Below are 18702 nucleotides of genomic sequence, written 5' to 3' on the forward strand. Positions count from 1 at the left end.
AGTAACACAAACCTACACAAATTTTGTTTTCGTTTTAAATATTATAAATGAAAAATTGTGGGGTTATTAACAATACGAAAATAGATTTCCTAAAAAAACCTTTAGATCGTCTGTTTTCAAAATGCCATAGCATTTAACATAATATAGTATTTAAAAAATAATTATAAGCCTTTGAACGAAATCATTCTTGAACTCGAAGAGATTACTCCAAAAGAGTTTTTTGGAGCACAAAACGCTAATATTGAACTTTTAAAAAAGTACTTCCCCAAGTTAAAAATTGTAGCCCGTGGTAATAAAATAAAAGCTTTTGGCGATGAAGAACTGTTAGAAGAGTTTGACCGCCGTATGACCATGCTTTTTAAGCATTACGGAAAATACAACAAAATCGATGAGAACACTATAGAACGTGTACTAACGAGTCAAAGTAGTGACGATTATACCACCTCGAAGCAAAGTGGAGAAGTTATTGTTCATGGCGTAGGAGGTAGATTGATAAAGGCACAAACCGCCAATCAACGTAAATTGGTGGAATTGGTTAGAAAAAACGATATGGTTTTCGCCATAGGCCCTGCCGGAACAGGTAAAACATATACAGGTGTAGCATTGGCCGTACAAGCTCTTAAAAACAAAGAGGTTAAGCGTATTATTTTAACACGTCCCGCCGTAGAAGCAGGTGAAAATTTAGGGTTCTTGCCTGGTGATTTAAAAGAAAAGCTAGATCCATACATGCAACCCCTTTACGATGCATTGCGTGATATGATCGCTCCTGAAAAACTGGCCCATTATATCGAAAATGGTACCATTCAAATAGCACCGTTGGCTTTTATGCGTGGACGCACGTTAGATAACGCTTTTGTTATTTTAGATGAAGGGCAAAATACCACTCATGCCCAAATGAAAATGTTTTTGACCCGAATGGGAAAAAATGCCAAGTTTTTGCTCACGGGCGATCCAGGGCAGATTGATTTACCACGTCGAACCATTTCTGGGCTAAAAGAAGCACTTCTAATTTTAAAAAACGTAGAAGGTGTTGGGATAATATTTTTAGACGACAAAGATGTTATCCGTCACAAACTGGTTAAAAAAGTGATAGCTGCATATAAAAGCATAGAGAATAGAGAATAATGAGTAATACAATTATAGATACCAATTTTAATTTTCCAGGACAAAAAAATGTTTATAAAGGAAAAGTAAGAGAAGTTTATAATATTAACGATGAGCAATTGGTTATGATTGCCACTGATAGGCTTTCGGCCTTCGATGTCGTTATGCCAAAAGGAATTCCTTATAAAGGGCAAATATTAAACCAAATAGCCACCAAAATGATGGCCGCTACCGAAGATTTAGTGCCCAATTGGCTAACATCCACACCTGATCCCAATGTGGCCGTTGGACATCTGTGTGAACCTTTTAAAGTTGAAATGGTTATTCGTGGTTACATGTCTGGGCATGCAGCTCGTGAGTACAAGGCAGGAAAACGAATGCTTTGCGGCGTACCTATGGCAGAGGGTATGAAAGAAAACGATGCATTTCCAGAACCTATAATTACGCCAGCAACAAAAGCAGAACAAGGCGACCATGACGAGGATATTTCTCGGGAAGATATTTTAAAACGCGGTATTGTTTCAGAGGAAGATTATTTGGTTTTGGAAGATTACACCCGTAAACTATTTCAAAGAGGAACAGAAATAGCAGGCTCTCGTGGATTGATTTTGGTTGATACCAAATACGAATTCGGAAAAACCAAAGACGGAAAGATTGTGTTGATTGATGAAATCCATACTCCAGATTCCTCGCGTTATTTTTATGCCGATGGGTATGAAGAACGTCAGAAAAAAGGTGAACCACAAAAACAATTGTCAAAAGAGTTTGTACGCCAATGGTTAATCAGTAATAATTTTCAAGGTTTGGAAGGACAAAAGGTACCTTACATGAGCGATGAGTATATTCAGTCCGTGTCCGAACGTTATATCGAACTTTATGAAAACATAACTGGGGAAACTTTTGAAAAAGCAGATGTTTCAAATATCCAAAGTAGGATAGAGGCTAATGTTTTGGCGTATTTAAAATAAACACTAACAAAAAACACTGCTAACCGCTTCGTTGAAGTGTTGTTGTGTTTAAACCGTAATTGTTTACAGAAATATAATTTAAAAAAGAGTAGGAAGAAATATCACAAAGATACCCTATAATTCTTTAAGTCTTATATTTTTAAACTCAACTTTCATTGGAGGGCCAGTATGTACTTGGAGGCCGATAAAACCGGATTTTAAATGGTTTTCAGGATTTTTGTCGGTAACATCACTCATAAGGATGCCATTCACAAAATGCTTTAGCCTATTGCCGTTGGCAATTATGTGAAAGCTGTTCCAGTTATTTGGTTTAATATGTTTGGCCAAATCATCGGGATTGCCCAAAGATTCAATAACTTCTAAACTTTGCCATCTATTGTTTTTTATATTAAGTTTCAGGGAGTCTGGGTTTAGCGCTTTAGGTTGTGGATGCACAATTGTTTTTTCACCTCGGCTGGCCAATGTGGTTCTTCCCCGTTCTTCGTAGTTCATGCCGGTATATCGCATTCTACCGTCGATATCGCCTTGAAACCCTTTTAAGGCATGTGGTAGTGAATCAATAAATGCGCTACGGTAGTTAATTCCGCTATTGCCTTTATCGGAAATTTTAAAGTCTAATTTAAGCTCAAAATTTGAAGGCGTGCCACCTTTCCAAATAATAAATGTATTTCTTTTTAGCAGTGTTTCAGGAGTGACCTCACCAATCAAACTACCATTATTTACGCTCCAATATATAGGGTTACCTTCCCAGTTGTCAAGGTTTTTTCCGTTGAAAATACTAATAAAGCCGTATGTGTTTGTTTCAGATTTATTTTTGCAACCAAGTACAGTTAAAAAAATGAACACAACCATCAATATTTTGGTAAAGCTACATTTATTATGAAACATGTTTTTTGTTTTTAATACTCCTAATCTACTTAAAAATATCATAAGTATAAAAATAAGAGCGTCAAAGCAAAAAGATTACGCATTTATACCCTTATTTAAAGGGACTAATGTGATTTTTTGTGTTAATTATTGAAAATTACCACGCGTCCATTTAGCGATTGTTCGTTACGGTAATTGTTAATAGGCATGTTGTTTTTTAGTTTCATTACTTCTTCAACTGATAGTACAATGGGTTCCTTAAAGACAATCCAGTTAACATTTTCTGAACATGGCGGGGTGGTTAGGGAGCCACTGTAGGAATAAAAATGTTTGTCTTTTGAAAACAGCTCCGATAAATCAATGTTTTGGTGAATTTCCTTTTCTGCACCGTTTTCAAGTGGCAAAAAGCTTTCAAAAAATTCAAAAAGTTGACTTTCGTCACCTTCCTCTCCCAAAATGCCCAAAACCGTTATTACTCCTACTTTGTTTACATGTACCAAGTGCATTTCTATAGGGTAGGTAATGCCGTTTATTTTGTGTTCCGATGGTTCATGGAAATGTATTTGTTTTAGAAAATACGTTTTGTTTTTATAATTGATAGAATCGCCAGGTTCAAAATCGAACTGGATGGAGTGGCCGTTGTTTTCAACCTTTTTAATTAATGTTGTTGGGGTGTATTTAATTTTCAAATCACCTTTTGAAGCTACAGAATCGGTGTCTTTATGAATTATGTTTATTGGCGATTGATAATTGCCACCACAATCTGAATTTTTTTCAATTTCAACCCAATGTTCGGGCGACGTTTCTCCTGAATAACTCCAGTGGTTTTGACGGTGTTGGGTTTTATTGTTGTGGGCTGTTTTCTTATCATTTTTACAGGCCGAAAAAAGCATTGTAACTGCAAGTAGTAAAGGGAGGCTAGTTTTCATCTCTAATTTTTATGTGGGATAAAATTAGAGCTTAACAAGATTTTAAATCCTAACTTTTGTCAGTTTTGCTATTTTTTGTTCAAAAAAAATCCCAATCCTAAAAAGGATTGGGATTCTTAAATTTAGTATTATCAACAGATTAGTTACCTGCTTCTAAGTTTTTCATTTCTTTTTCAATCATGTCGTAGAACTGATCGATTTTTGGCATAACCACGATACGCGTACGTCTGTTTTTAGCACGGTTCTCTGCTGTGTTGTTTTCCACTAACGGTACATATTCTGCACGTCCTGCTGCAATTAATTGTTGTGGGTTAACATCTAAGTCTTCTAAAACTCTTACAACAGAAGTTGCACGTTTTACACTTAAGTCCCAGTTGTCCAGTAAAGGCTCTTTTCTATATGGTACATTGTCTGTGTGGCTTTCAACCATACATTCAAAATCTGGTTTGCTGTTTACTACTTTGGCAACTTTAGCAAGAACTTCTTTAGCTCTTGATGTTACTGTATAGCTTCCGCTTTTAAATAATAATTTATCGGCAATAGAAATAAATACAACGCCTTTTTCAACATTTACCTCAATGTCTGGGTCATTGATGCCTACTTCACGTTTTAAGCTTGTTACCAACGCTAAAGTTACACTGTCTTTTTTGGTTAGGGCATCTTGTAAACGTGTGATTTTTAAATCTTTTTCTTTCATGCTCTCTAACGTTTTTTCGATGTTAGAAGCACCTTTGGCAGATAGTACCTGTAGGTTTTCGTTGTAGTTTCTTAAGTCTTCAACTTGCTCTTCTAAAGCGGTGGCTCTTGCTGTAGCTGAAGCTCTGTCTTCCAAACAAGAGTTCAATTTTACAGTAGCAGAATTCAATAAATCTTGAGTTTCTTTTTGTTTTGCTTGAAGATCGGTATATAGTTTTTTAGATACACATGAGCTTAAAAATATCATGGACGATAAGCTAAGCAATAAAACTTTTTTCATAATTTAATAAAGGATTAATGTTTCGTGTTAATTGTTCTCACAAAAATATATAAAAATCTACCGTTTTAAGCATTTTAACAAAACTTTTACGAACTATTTATGAAATTTTGTAATAACAATTTCTTTTTATGAAGTAGTCGACCACAATAGACGGTTTTTGGTAATAATTTATCTTGTTTTTTTGTGCTCTCCGTTGTTTAAGAAGTCTCTTTAAGTGAAAATAAAAACTAAAATGGGCTTTTATTATGGCAGCGATGTGTCTTGGTTTAAATTCCCACAAAAATTTAAATGCTGCTATGCCATCCAAAACAAGACGGGTAAAAAGTTTGCTGAATATTGGGCCACTCGCATTTTTGGTGAGTGCAAATAGGCTGTTTCTAAAATTTAAAAAGGTTTTTTTAGGGTTTGAATTGCTAAGCGTGGCGCCACCAACATGAAATACAGTTGAATGCCCTACATATTGAACGGTATAGCCTCTGTTTTTTGCCCGCCAACACAAATCGATTTCTTCCATGTGGGCAAAAAAGTGCTCGTCAAAACCATTCAATTCTTTAAAAACAGTACTTCTCACAAACAAGCAAGCTCCAGAGGCCCAGAATATTTCTGTTATATCATTGTATTGCCCATAGTCTTTTTCAATGGTGTTAAAAATGCGTCCTCTGCAAAATGGGTAGCCGTATTTATCAATAAAACCACCGGCAGCCCCGGCATATTCAAAAAAACTCTTCTTTTTGTAATCAAGTATTTTTGGTTGAACAATGACAGTATTTTTTTCTATATTAAAGAGCTCAACAACAGGCTGAATCCAGTTTTCGGTTACTTCTACATCGCTGTTAAGCAAACAATAAATATCGGCATCAATTTGTTTTAAGGCGTCGTTGTAACCTTTTGCGTATCCACCATTTTCTTTATTTTTTATAATTTTTATTGAAGGAAAATGCGTTTCTACAAATTTTATGGAACTATCTGTTGAGGCATTATCGGCCAAATAAATTGTTGCTTCGCTAGAATATTTAATAACCGATGGCAAAAATTGCTCCAATAGGGCTTTTCCGTTCCAGTTTAGTATGACGATGGCAATATTCACAGGGTATACTCAGGGATGTTTTTTAAGAAGCTGTAACGCTCGTTTTTAAAATCCATTTGACAATAATAGTGATTTATTCCGTTGGTAACCATTAAAAAGGTGGCATTCAACTTTAAATTATACCGCGCAATTTGATCAAAAGTGGTTTGGTCTATTTGTATATGTGGCGCTTTGCACTCTACAATTAAATATATGCTTCCGTTAGAATTGAAAACAACAATATCGTAGCGCTTTTTTAAACCGTTGAGGGTCAGTTCTTTTTCTACGTTAATCAACGAAGCGGGGTATTTTTTTTCATCCATTAAATACTGTACACAGTGTTGTCTTACCCATTCTTCGGGCTGTAAAACAACGAATTTTTTACGGATACTATCAAAAATAGAAACTTTATTTTCTTTATTTTTGAAACGGAATGAATACTTTGGAAAATTAAGTGCCTGCAAAGCTTGTTTCGTTTATTCTTCAAAGTTAAACACAAAATAACAAATACCAATTTCAAAATATAAATTCTGTAGACAACCTTATAAATTTTGGAAATTTGCGCTTATAACCTCAAATATTTAAAGAAGATTTGGACGAAGTAAAACAGCTAGTTACAGATATTAAGAGCGGTAACATAAAACCCATATACTTTTTAATGGGGGAAGAACCGTATTATATTGATAAGATTTCCGATTTTATAGAAGATACTATTTTAACCGAAGAAGAGCGAGGTTTTAACCAAGTGGTGCTTTACGGAAGAGATGTAAGCGTAGAGGACATTGTAAGCAATGCCAAGCGCTATCCGATGATGTCCGAACGGCAAGTCGTTATTGTAAAAGAGGCTCAAGATTTATCGCGTACCATTGAAAAATTGGCCAAATATGCCGAAAATCCACAGCCAACAACGGTTTTGGTAATCAATTATAAGTATAAAAAAATAGATAAGCGGAAATCACTTTACAAAACCATTAGGAAATTAGGGGTGGTTTACGAGAGTAAAAAGCTTTATGAGAATCAGGTGGCTGATTGGATACGCCGTGTGCTTTCGCCAAAAAAATATGATATATCACCAAAAGCGGCCCAAATGTTGGTTGAGTTTTTGGGTACCGATTTAAGTAAAATCAACAACGAGCTGGAAAAACTTAAAATTATATTACCAAAAGGCACACAAATCACACCAGAGCATATTGAGGAGAATATAGGAATAAGTAAAGACTACAATAATTTTGAGTTACGCAAAGCGGTTGGTGAACGCAACGCTACCAAAGCTTTTAAAATTGTGAAGTATTTTGGTGAAAACCCAAAGGATAATCCTATGGTTGTTACCGTTTCTTTATTGTTTAATTTTTTTTCTCAATTACTCCAATTTCATGGCCTAAAAGATAAATCGCCAAGAAGTGTAGCTTCGGCCCTAAAAATCAATCCTTACTTTGTTAACGAATACATTGGTGCCGCAAGAAACTATCCGATGCGTAAAGTGAGTGCTGTGGTTGCAACCCTTAGGGAGTTTGATGTAAAGGGTAAAGGTGTTGGTGCAAATGCGGTGCCGCAAGGCGATTTGTTGAAAGAGCTTTTGGTACGCATTTTAAACTAATTAATGTTATGGATGTCGGCATTCACTCCAGTTGGAAACCCTATTTAAAAGAAGAATTCAATAAACCTTATTTTAATAACTTGGTTGATTTTGTAAAATCTGAGTACAAAAGCCATACCTGTTACCCGCCTGGGAATAAAATATTCAATGCCTTTAATCATTGTCATTTTGAAGATGTTAAAGTGGTTATTATTGGTCAAGACCCTTATCATGGGCCGAATCAAGCCAATGGTTTATGTTTTTCTGTATCGGATGGAATAACCCACCCACCGTCACTAATAAATATTTTTAAAGAAGTTGAGTACGATTTAGGGATTCCATATCCTCAAAGCGGTAATTTAGAGCGGTGGGCCAAGCAAGGTGTGTTATTGCTCAATGCCTCTCTAACGGTTAGAGCGCATCAAGCCGGTAGTCACCAAAACAAGGGCTGGGAAACATTTACCGATGCCGTTATTCAATTAATAAGTACAAAAAAGGAAAATGTGGTCTTTTTGTTGTGGGGCGGATTTGCTAAAAAAAAGGTGAAGCTAATCGATAAAGCAAAGCATACCATTTTAAATTCAGGTCATCCTTCTCCTTTAAGTGCTAATAGAGGGTATTGGTTTGGAAATAAACATTTTAGTGCAGCTAATAAGTGGTTGGAATCCTCAGGGAAATCCCCAATTGATTGGAGTTAAAAAGTATTGATAACAAGACTGTTATGGAAAATAATTGATGTAAATAACATTTAGCTGCCAGTTGGTGCAAGAATTTTCGTTTCGCTCTTTAATTTAACCATAGTAAATTGTTTTGCTGAAGCCTTTTTTGCTTCTTTATTACAACTAAATTTAAGCAACAAAAAATTCACTAAGACTAAAAAAGAAATAATCAGAGTAATTGTTAAATACATAGAGTTTGGAGTTTATTTACCAATAACCGGTAAATTGCATTTTTTTACGACGAAAAACAATTTTGTTGTAAAAAATATGTAATATTAATATTATTTTTGTGTAAAATTAATAACAAAAGTACTACAAATCGATAAGAGTTACACTTAATTTTTATTTTTTATTGCTGTTTAAATTCTTCAGTACAATATTTATAAATCAATAAAAAGTTAACTGTATTTTTATTGAAATGAAAATATGATTTAAGGCACCTGTAATTTTTAGGGTTGAAAAATTTTAAGTTTTAGATGGAATCATTAAATAAGTTCATGAATCAGTAACATACTTTGATGAATTCTTAAATTTTAAATTTTGTAAAGTATTCTTCCTTGTTAATCGTTAAAATTTATGAAATAAAATTTATTTTTGACGCAAATAACTAATGACTATGGAAGAACCAAAATGGGTCAAGGCCAAAGATTACGAGGATATTACTTATAAAAAGTGCAATGGCGTTGCTCGAATTGCTTTTAATAGACCTAACGTTAGAAATGCTTTTCGTCCTAAAACCACTAGTGAATTATATGACGCTTTTTACGATGCGAATGAAGATGTAAACATTGGGGTGGTGCTATTATCGGCTGAAGGTCCTTCAACAAAAGATGGTGTATATTCTTTTTGCAGTGGTGGCGATCAAAAGGCTCGTGGGCATCAAGGTTATGTTGGTGAAGACGGTTACCACCGTTTAAATATTTTGGAAGTACAACGATTAATTCGTTTTATGCCTAAAGCTGTAATAGCCGTTGTACCAGGATGGGCTGTTGGTGGTGGGCATAGTTTACATGTAGTATGCGATCTTACATTGGCTAGCAAAGAACATGCAATATTTAAACAAACCGATGCCGATGTAACCAGTTTTGATGGCGGTTACGGTTCGGCGTATCTCGCAAAAATGGTAGGCCAAAAAAAAGCACGTGAAATCTTTTTCTTAGGACGAAATTATTCGGCACAAGAAGCCTTCGAAATGGGCATGGTTAATGCCGTGGTGCCGCATAATGAATTAGAAACTACTGCCTACGAATGGGCACAGGAAATATTAGCTAAATCACCAACATCTATAAAAATGTTGAAATTTGCTATGAACTTAACAGATGATGGTATGGTGGGGCAGCAAGTTTTTGCAGGAGAGGCTACAAGACTTGCATATATGACCGATGAAGCTAAAGAAGGCAGAAATGCGTTTCTTGAAAAAAGACAGCCTAACTTCGATAAAAAATGGATTCCATAATGCAGAAATTTTCAGTTTGGATCTCTGCTATACGGTTAAGAACGCTCCCATTGTCTATTTCAGGAATCATATTGGCATCCTGTTTGGCGGCTTATGATGGCGTTTTCGATTGGGGCATTTTTACATTGGCAATTTTAACGACTTTAAGTTTTCAAATACTATCTAATTTGGCAAACGACTATGGCGATGGCATAAAGGGAACTGATAATAATGATAGAATTGGTCCCGAACGTGCCATCCAGTCAGGAAAAATTACACCTGAAGAACTTTTCAATGGTATAAAAATAAATATTTTAGTATCTATTGGATTGGCATTTTTTCTGGTGTTTTGGTCGTTTGGGGTAAGCCACTTCTGGTTAACTTTATTTTTCTTTTTATTAGGTATCGCTTCCGTGGCAGCAGCTTTGCGTTATACCATTGGCGCAAAAGCATACGGCTATAGAGGCTTGGGCGATGTTTTTGTTTTTGTTTTTTTTGGTTTAATTAGTGTTGTTGGCTGTTATGTGCTTTATGCTAAACAGGTAAACCACGTGGTGTATTTGCCGGCAATAACCGTAGGGTTATTAAGTACAGGAGTTTTAAACCTTAATAACATGCGGGATAGAGTGTCGGACGAAAAGTCGAACAAAATAACGTTGGCTGTTAAGTTGGGGGGGGAAAGAGCTAAAACTTACCATAATGCATTAATTACAATGGCTATAGTAACCTCAGCTTTGTTTGGTGTTTTGTATTATACCTCACCATTTAATTTAATGTTTATTGTGGCTTACATACCTTTAATTCTTCATTTAAAACGAGTAAACAAAAATACCATTCCAAAACAATTGGATCCAGAATTAAAAAAATTGGCGCTTACAACAGTTTTGTTGGCAATATTAATGGGAGTGGGGCATTTATTATAGATTTTTTGTAAATTCATGGTTTAAAAATAACCCTATGAAAATCACATTTTACGGTCATGCTTCCCTAGGTATTGAGGTTGGTGATGTAAATATTTTAGTCGATCCATTTATTACACCAAACGCGAAAGCCTCGAGTATAGACATTGAGTATTTAAAAGCCGATTATATTCTGCTAACCCATGCACATCAAGATCACATAGCTGATGTTGAGTCGATTGCTAAACGAACTAAAGCTGTTGTAATTTCGAATTTTGAAATTGTAAGTCATTTTGAAAAATTAGGAATTGAGGGCCATCCAATGAACCATGGCGGTAAATGGGAATTTGAGTTCGGCACCGTTAAGTATGTTAATGCCATACATACCTCATCTTTCCCTGACGGGAGTTATGGTGGCCAACCCGGCGGGTTTGTGCTAGAAGGTGAACATAAAAACATCTATATCGCTGGCGATACGGCATTGACTCATGATATGAAATTAATTCCGTTGCAAACCAAATTGGATTTGGCTATTTTGCCTATAGGCGATAATTTTACAATGGGGGTAGATGACGCCATTTTAGCAAGCGATTTTGTTGAATGTGATAAGGTTTTAGGCTATCACTACGATACCTTTGGCTATATTGAAATAGATCACGAGGAAGCTAAACGCAAGTTTTTTGAAAAGAACAAAGATTTAATGCTGCTTGAAATAGGAGACCATATAGAATTGTAAATGATAAATGCCTCGATTAAAACCTATACCTTAAATTTTAAAAAGCCTAGTGGTACCTCGCGTGGCGTACTAAAAACAAAGGATACCTATTTTCTCATATTACATTCTGAAAATAAAATGGGTATAGGCGAATGTGCCCTGTTTAGGGGGCTTTCTGCCGATGATGTGCCCAACTACGAAGATAAGTTGAAATGGGTGTGCCAAAATATAAATTCTGGTTTAGATTATTTATTAGAAGCATTAACCAAATATCCAAGCATTCAGTTTGGTTTAGAAATGGCTTTTAAATCTTTGGAAAGTCAGGATATGTTTCAGTTGCTTCCGTCAAAATTTTGTGACGGTGAAGCTGCCATTCCAATAAACGGGTTGATCTGGATGGGAAGTGAGGCGTTCATGAAGCAACAAATTACAGAAAAAATCAAGCAAGGTTTCAATTGTTTAAAAATGAAAATTGGTGCCATAGATTTTCAAACGGAAGTTAATTTGATAAAATCTATTCGCAATGAATTTTCATCAAAAGATATTGAATTGCGGGTAGATGCCAACGGCGCTTTTTCACCGGAAAATGCCTTAGAAAAGTTAAAAATACTTTCAGAATATAATTTGCATTCCATAGAACAGCCCATTAAGCAAGGGCAAGAGGAACAGATGGCAAATTTATGCGAAACGACACCATTGCCCATTGCTTTGGACGAGGAACTTATTGGTGTGTTTTCCTTAGAGAAAAAGAAAACATTATTGCAAACCATAAAACCGCAATATATTATTTTAAAGCCTAGTTTGGTTGGTGGTATAGCGGGTAGCGATCAATGGATAGCTGAAGCTGAAAAACAGCAAATAGGCTGGTGGATAACAAGTGCGTTGGAAAGCAATATTGGTTTGAATGCTATTGCACAATATACATATAGCAAGCAGAACTTGATGCCCCAAGGTTTAGGGACAGGAAGTTTATTTACAAATAATATTAGTAGTCCATTACAAGTTAAAAATGGTAAATTGCGATATCGAAAAAACGATGTTTGGAACCTCGAAATTTTAAAAAATTAAAAAGTAAAGCATGTATATAGCTCAAGCGTTTAAAGGATTGTACGATTGGTGGCGCTATTTGTTGGGCGTAATGATAATATTTTGTGCATGGCAACTTGTGGGCATGGTGCCGTTGGGCATGGCTATTGTCGTAAAAACATTAGGCAGCAATTCAGTTGAAATACCAACAGATATCCCAAATATGATAGATTTGTTGGGCAGCAATCTGTTTTTATTTTTGATGCTGATTTCTTTCGCTTTCGGGCTTATAGGTGTTTTTGTTTCGGCGAAAGTATTGCATAAACAGTCCATAAAAAGCTTAACGACCACCAGGAATAAAATAGATTGGAAACGGTTTTGGTTTATTTTTATACTTTGGGGCGTTTTGTCCAGCGGTTTTGTGATTTTAGATTATGTTTTAAGCCCGGAAGATTATCTATTCAACTTTCAACTTCAGCCTTTTTTGGTTTTGGCAACTATTGCCATATTGTTGATTCCATTGCAAACCAGTTTCGAGGAATATTTTTTTCGAGGGTATTTAATGCAGGGGGTTGGTGTTGTTTTTAAGAATAAGTGGGTACCACTTTTAATAACTTCTATGGGGTTTGGTTTAATGCATATGGCCAATCCAGAAGTCGAAAAAATGGGGTACATCATCATGGTGTATTATATAGGTACGGGGCTGTTTTTAGGTATTATAACTCTCATGGACGAAGGCTTGGAACTCGCTTTAGGCTTTCATGTGGCCAATAACCTGTTTACGGCGCTTTTGGTCACTGCAGATTGGACCGCTTTTCAAACCGATTCCATATTAAAAGATTTATCCGATCCAACCGAAATGGCTTTGATGGATATTTTTGTACCTGTTTTTGTGGTTTTTCCCATTTTATTGGTTATTCTGTCTAAAAAATACAAATGGAACAACTGGAGCGAAAAACTATTGGGAACTGTTACCGAACCACCTAACGAAGATTATAAAATTTTAGAATAATATGATACCAAATTACACGAATGTACACTTAAAGTTTAAGTTGGATGGACTAAGTTATAAATACGACCAACTTATGGAGGTTGCCTACAGTTATGTGAAAGAAGGACTGCCATACCAACAGGATTTAGGTAATTTTTTATTGGATTGGCTAGATCAACACGATTATGTAACCGTTAAAACATCTGGGTCTACCGGAAGGCCCAAAAGCGTAAAAATTAAAAAACAAGCCATGGTAAATTCAGCCATTGCAACTGGCGATTTTTTTAACTTGCAACCTGGCGATAAAGTGTTAAACTGTTTGCCTTCCAACTTTATTGCCGGAAAAATGATGATTGTTAGAGCAATAATTTTGGGGCTGGAATTAGATATGACAGAACCCGCTGTATTACCATTAATCGATTATGAGAAGGACTATGATTTTTGTGCTTTTACTCCAATGCAATTAAAAAGTTTTGCCAAATACTTAAAAAGTATCAAAACCGTAATTGTAGGTGGCGGAATGGTTTCAAGACCAATTATTGAAATGGTTAAAGACAAGAAGCCCCAAGTTTATGAAACTTATGGCATGACCGAAACTGTATCGCACATAGCTGTTAAAAAACTTAATAATTTTGGGGAAGGAGAATCTATTGAAACATCATATTTCCACACCTTGCCAGATATAACCGTTTCAACTGATGATAGAAATTGTCTGGTTATTGATGCTCCGCATCTTACCGATGACAAAATTGTTACAAACGATATCGTGAAAATCCACTCCAATACCAGTTTTGAATGGTTGGGCAGATTTGATAATGTTATAAATTCAGGAGGCATAAAACTATTCCCAGAGCAAATTGAAAAGAAACTGCAAAGCAAAATTGAAGGTGAGTTTTTTATTGCATCCAAACCAGATGATACATTAGGGGAGAAACTGGTTTTAATTCTTGAGAGAAAAGAAGACAATTTAAACAGGGCTGTTTTTGATGTTTTGGATAAATACGAAAAACCAAAAGAAATATTTACGGTCCCTAAATTTAAAGAAACATCATCAGGAAAAATCCACCGTAAAAAAACATTACAACTTCTAAATATTTAAATACCGCTGTAACATTTTGGGTGTTTTGGTTACCTATCTGTAAAATTGAGCTATGAATTTTTTAAAACGTGTGTTATCCACCGTAGTGGGGATAATAGTATTTTTAACAATCTGTTTTTTTGGTTTGATTATCATCGGAGCACTTTTTGGCAGTGACCCCAATGAAACGATAAAAGTAAAACCAAATTCAGTACTTGAACTTAGGCTCGATTTTCCCATAAGGGATTATGCTGGAAAAATTGAGTTTGAAGAGTACCCCATTTTAAATGAAAGCGAAAAAAATGGTCTTTTCAACCTTATCGATGCGATAAACTATGCAGCAACCGATGATAAAATTAAAGGTATTTCAATTGATAATCATTTTATAGATGCTGGTATTTCACAAACCAAAGCACTGCGTAGGGCGCTTTTAAAATTCAAGGAATCTGGGAAATTTGTTACGTCTTACTCCGATATTTATACACAAAAAGACTATTATTTAAGTTCTGTGGCAGACACTATTTATTTAAACCCCGTTGGTATAATGGAGTTTAAAGGTTTGTATTCCGAACGTTTGTACTTTAAAGATTTTCAGGAAAAATCCGGACTTAAAATGGAAGTGGTGCGTTTGGGTAAATACAAAAGTGCGGTAGAACCCTTTTTGGATAATAAGATGAGCAAAAATAACAGGCAACAAATTACGGCATATTTAAACTCGCTTTGGAACGATATGAAAGCCGATATCTCATTAAGTAGGAACATTCCAATAGCACAGTTAAATACAATAGCCGATAGTTTATTGGCCCGTAACCCTGTTTTGGCAAAAAGATCTAAACTCATTGATAAAATAGGTTATTACGATGAATATATGAATGGTATTAAAAATGCCATTGGTATCGCCATTGATGAAGAGTTGCAAACCGTCACACTTGAAGACTATGCGCAATACGCCTCCAATAAGGTAAACCGCTATAATAAAAACAAAATAGCAGTTATTTATGCCGAAGGCGATATTATTTATGGTGAAGGCGATTTGGGCGTTGTTGGTCAGGGCACTATGAGTGAATCGCTTGTTGAAGCCCGGGAAGATGATAAAATTAAAGCCGTTGTTTTACGAATTAATTCTCCTGGGGGTAGCGCATTGGCTAGTGAACTTATTTGGCGCGAAATAGCACTTACTAAGCAGGTTAAGCCCGTTATTGTGTCAATGGGCGATTTTGCGGCTTCCGGTGGGTATTATATTGCCTGTAACGCTGATAAAATTATTGCTGAACCAACAACTATTACAGGAAGCATTGGTGTATTCGGTATATTGCCCAATGGCAAACAGTTGGCCGAAAACATGGGCATTAATGCCGAGCAAGTGGCCACTAATACTAATGCTGTAACTTATAGTTTTTTTGAACCTTTAAGTAATACACAACGCCAATTTATACAAGAGGAGATATTAGATACTTATCAACTTTTTTCTAAACGTGTGTCGCAAGGAAGAGGATTAACCTCAGAAGAGGTGGAATCCATTGCACAAGGGAGGGTTTGGACGGGTAGTGATGCCTTAAATATTGGTTTGGTTGATGAATTGGGTGGATTGGATTTAGCGTTGAATTATGCAGCTGAAATGGCAGGAATTGAAGATTATCAAGTTGAAGAATTACCTGTGTTTAGAAAAAACATAGAGGAAATGCTTGAGAAATTTGGTTTGACTAAAACCAAGGAGACTATTTTAAAAGAGGAATTGGGCGAGGAAAACTACAAATTGTTGAATAAAATTAAAGCTTTGTCACAGAAAAAAGGTATTCAGTTGTTGTTCCCATTTTCAACTGAAATAAAATAATGTTTTTATAAATATACATCACAGGGCCGAGCATTGTGTTCGGCCTTTTTTGATTGTTTGCTCATCGAAAAGGGTATTTGGCTCAATAGTGATTTTTTTAAAGGAGTGTTGGTTATAGGTTTATGCTAAACTTAAAAATCAACTATTATGAAAACACTAGTAAAAGTCATTTTTATTTTCATGGTCGCTATCCATGTTCAAGCACAGGAACGTTTAGTTATTGGAACAGTTTCAAATGAAAGCGGAACACCTTTACCGGGCGTTGCGGTTTTAATCAAAGGGACATCCACGGGCACATCAACAGACTTTGACGGGCTCTATAAACTTAAAGCGAAAAATACCGATACTTTGGTGTTTTCTTTTGTGGGGTATAAAACTAAAGAGCAAAAAATAGGTGTGCTAAATACGGTTTCAGTTTCATTACAACCCGATGTGGCGTGTTTAGATGAAGTAGTTATAGTAGGCTACGGAAGCCAGCGAAGAAGAGTTGTTACAAGTTCGGTTTCCTCTATTTCAGCTTCTCAGATAAAACGCCAAAAACAAAAGGCATACCATAATAAACTGGCGAGTCAAATTGAATCGAAGTCAGCACCAACTGCGTTAGCAGGAAAGTTGGCTGGGGTTTCAGTTTCAACAAATTCCAAGGCTCCTAAAACGAGTTCACAAATTAAAATAAGAGGAGTTTCCTCGGTTTCCAATAGTAAAAAGCCACTTGTGGTTATCGACGGGGTAGTTTCTTCTTATGAAAAACTGGAGCAATTAAAGGTCCATTCGGTTAATGCTATTGATGTTTTAAAAAACGCTAGTGCGACATCCGTTTATGGTAGCAGGGGCGCTAATGGTGTTGTTTTGGTTTCTACAAAAAATGGGAAATACGCTCATAAAAACAATACATTGTACATTGTTGATGGCATTCCGATAAAAAAGGAAAACAACTATATTGTTGAAAGTTTTGATAAGTCTGATATTGATTCCCGAACACATTACACTAAAGCAGAAGCTAAAAAGAAGTTTGGTAAAATAGCTAAAAACGGTTGTACCGTAATTACAACGTACCAAGGAAATTTTAGAATAAAAAACAATGAAAGCTATGCTGTTATTGAAGAAAACAGGTTTGAAAACACATCGCTATCGCCGCTTTCAACATTCTCTGTAGATGTAGACAAAGCCTCTTACAGTAACGTGCGGAGAATGATAAACAAAGGCGAGTCTGTGACTCCTGATGCTGTTAAAATTGAAGAAATGGTTAATTATTTTGATTATGACTATCCGCAACCTGTTGGTGAGCATCCATTTTCAATACATACCGAAGTGGCAAAAACACCATGGCACAACCAAACTCAATTAGTTAAAATAGGGCTTCAGGGAAAAACATTTTTGAATGAAGAGTTACCACCATCAAACCTGACATTTTTAATCGATGTATCGGGCTCCATGAGTTCGCAAAACAAATTACCGCTTTTAAAAAAGGCCTTTAAACTATTGGTAAATCAGCTTCGCGAAAAGGACAAGGTGTCAATTGTGGTATATGCTGGTGCTGCTGGTGTGGTTTTAAAGCCAACCTCTGGTATGCACAAACAAAAAATAAATAATGCTCTAGATAGATTAAATTCCGGTGGTTCTACAGCTGGTGGGGCAGGCATTAAACTAGCGTACAAACTTGCCGAAGAAAATTATAAAAAGCACGGTAATAATCGAGTTATCTTAGCTACCGATGGCGATTTTAATGTAGGTGCATCAAGCGATAGTGCTATGGAAAAATTAATTGAGAGAAAACGAAAATCAGGCGTGTTTTTATCGGTTTTAGGTTTTGGGTACGGAAATTATAAAGATTCTAAGTTAGAAACCTTGGCCGACAAAGGTAATGGAAACCATGCCTATATTGACAATATGCAGGAAGCCCAAAAGGTGTTTGGTAAAGAGTTTGGAGGAACGCTGTTTACCATAGCAAAAGATGTTAAAATTCAGATAGAATTTAATCCAAACAAAGTACAAGGTTATAGGCTTATTGGTTATGAAAACAGAATGTTGAAGGATGAAGATTTTATAGACGATACAAAAGATGCTGGCGAATTAGGGAGCGGACATACCGTTACAGCGTTGTATGAGATTATTCCAAAAGCAGTACAAACAGATTACTTGAAAGCGGTTTCAGAGTTAAAATATTCTAAAACACAGGCTTTAAATAATTATTCAAATGAATTGTTTACCGTAAAATTCAGATACAAAAAACCAGAGGCGGATAAAAGTATGGAAATCGTCCATATTCAAAATGATGACATTTCTGAATCCTCTGCCGATTTTAAGTTTGCTTCGGCCGTAGCTTTGTTTGGTATGCAATTAAGACAATCTAAATACCATAACAATTCAAATTTAGAACGTGTTTTGTCCTTAGCCAAAGCAGGAAGAGGTGAAGATAAAGATGGTTATAGGGCAGAGTTTATTAGGCTAGTACGTTCTTGCCAAAGTCTTTAAGGGAAATTAAAAGAGAGCAAATTAAAAGTTGCTCTCTTTTAATT

Annotated in this window: 17 protein-coding genes; 12 read left to right on the top strand and 5 right to left on the bottom strand. The window is 35.7% G+C overall.

The genetic code is table 11. The features are described 5' to 3' along the window. The first annotated feature begins 171 nt into the window (after positions 1-171). Positions 172-1125, top strand: coding sequence for a PhoH family protein (locus tag GSB9_00287; protein UKM63741.1), 954 nt, complete (start codon positions 172-174; stop codon positions 1123-1125). Continuing rightward, a complete protein-coding gene (locus GSB9_00288; GenBank protein ID UKM63742.1) occupies positions 1125-2072 on the top strand; it encodes a phosphoribosylaminoimidazolesuccinocarboxamide synthase in 948 nt (315 codons plus the stop codon). Before GSB9_00287 ends, GSB9_00288 begins: the two co-directional genes overlap by 1 nt. 114 nt (positions 2073-2186) lie before the next feature. On the opposite strand, the gene GSB9_00289 is transcribed toward GSB9_00288, so the two are convergent. The 5 genes from GSB9_00289 to GSB9_00293 form a co-directional block, all read right to left on the bottom strand. Then, positions 2187-2960: a DUF1080 domain-containing protein gene (locus GSB9_00289; protein UKM63743.1), complete on the bottom strand. Its 774-nt coding sequence runs from the start codon at positions 2958-2960 to the stop codon at positions 2187-2189. Between the two features lie 122 nt (positions 2961-3082). Further along, entirely contained in the window at positions 3083-3868 is a 786-nt protein-coding gene (locus GSB9_00290; protein ID UKM63744.1) for a carbonic anhydrase family protein, read from the bottom strand. A gap of 139 nt (positions 3869-4007) precedes the next feature. Next, positions 4008-4844 carry an OmpA family protein gene (locus GSB9_00291; protein ID UKM63745.1) on the bottom strand — a complete coding sequence of 279 codons (837 nt, stop codon included), beginning with the start codon at positions 4842-4844 and terminating at the stop codon, positions 4008-4010. 97 nt (positions 4845-4941) lie between these two features. Next, positions 4942-5931: a glycosyltransferase family 2 protein gene (locus tag GSB9_00292; protein ID UKM63746.1), complete on the bottom strand. Its 990-nt coding sequence runs from the start codon at positions 5929-5931 to the stop codon at positions 4942-4944. Then, positions 5928-6374, bottom strand: a complete 447-nt coding sequence (locus tag GSB9_00293; GenBank protein ID UKM63747.1) for a type I restriction enzyme HsdR N-terminal domain-containing protein — start codon at positions 6372-6374, stop codon at positions 5928-5930. The genes GSB9_00292 and GSB9_00293 overlap by 4 nt, the downstream gene beginning before the upstream one ends. Before the next feature lie 128 nt (positions 6375-6502). On the opposite strand from GSB9_00293, the gene holA reads away from it, so the two are divergent. From holA to GSB9_00304, 10 genes are all read left to right on the top strand, one after another. Further along, positions 6503-7507 (top strand): DNA polymerase III subunit delta, encoded by a 1005-nt coding sequence (gene holA / locus GSB9_00294; protein UKM63748.1) that lies wholly within the window; start codon positions 6503-6505, stop codon positions 7505-7507. An 8-nt stretch (positions 7508-7515) separates the two neighbouring features. Then, positions 7516-8184 (top strand): uracil-DNA glycosylase, encoded by a 669-nt coding sequence (locus GSB9_00295; GenBank protein ID UKM63749.1) that lies wholly within the window; start codon positions 7516-7518, stop codon positions 8182-8184. Between the two features lie 637 nt (positions 8185-8821). Continuing rightward, the gene (locus GSB9_00297; protein UKM63751.1) at positions 8822-9661 is read left to right on the top strand and encodes a 1,4-dihydroxy-2-naphthoyl-CoA synthase; all 840 of its coding nucleotides are present in this window, start codon (positions 8822-8824) and stop codon (positions 9659-9661) included. Continuing rightward, positions 9661-10563: a 1,4-dihydroxy-2-naphthoate octaprenyltransferase gene (gene menA / locus GSB9_00298; GenBank protein UKM63752.2), complete on the top strand. Its 903-nt coding sequence runs from the start codon at positions 9661-9663 to the stop codon at positions 10561-10563. Before GSB9_00297 ends, menA begins: the two co-directional genes overlap by 1 nt. 34 nt (positions 10564-10597) lie before the next feature. Continuing rightward, positions 10598-11275: a metal-dependent hydrolase gene (locus tag GSB9_00299; protein ID UKM63753.1), complete on the top strand. Its 678-nt coding sequence runs from the start codon at positions 10598-10600 to the stop codon at positions 11273-11275. Further along, on the top strand, positions 11276-12322 hold the full coding sequence (locus tag GSB9_00300; protein UKM63754.1) for an o-succinylbenzoate synthase: 1047 nt from the start codon (positions 11276-11278) through the stop codon (positions 12320-12322). A 10-nt stretch (positions 12323-12332) separates the two neighbouring features. After that, on the top strand, positions 12333-13292 hold the full coding sequence (locus tag GSB9_00301; GenBank protein UKM63755.1) for a CPBP family intramembrane metalloprotease: 960 nt from the start codon (positions 12333-12335) through the stop codon (positions 13290-13292). Between the two features lies 1 nt (position 13293). Beyond that, on the top strand, positions 13294-14370 hold the full coding sequence (locus GSB9_00302) for an AMP-binding protein (GenBank protein ID UKM63756.1): 1077 nt from the start codon (positions 13294-13296) through the stop codon (positions 14368-14370). 52 nt (positions 14371-14422) lie between these two features. Then, complete coding sequence (sppA, locus tag GSB9_00303; protein ID UKM63757.1) at positions 14423-16183, top strand: signal peptide peptidase SppA; 1761 nt, start codon at positions 14423-14425, stop codon at positions 16181-16183. A gap of 147 nt (positions 16184-16330) precedes the next feature. Continuing rightward, positions 16331-18658: a von Willebrand factor type A domain-containing protein gene (locus GSB9_00304; GenBank protein UKM63758.1), complete on the top strand. Its 2328-nt coding sequence runs from the start codon at positions 16331-16333 to the stop codon at positions 18656-18658. Positions 18659-18702 lie beyond the last annotated feature (44 nt).

The sequence above is a fragment of the Flavobacteriaceae bacterium GSB9 genome (assembly GCA_022749295.1).
GTDB lineage: Bacteria > Bacteroidota > Bacteroidia > Flavobacteriales > Flavobacteriaceae > Flavisericum.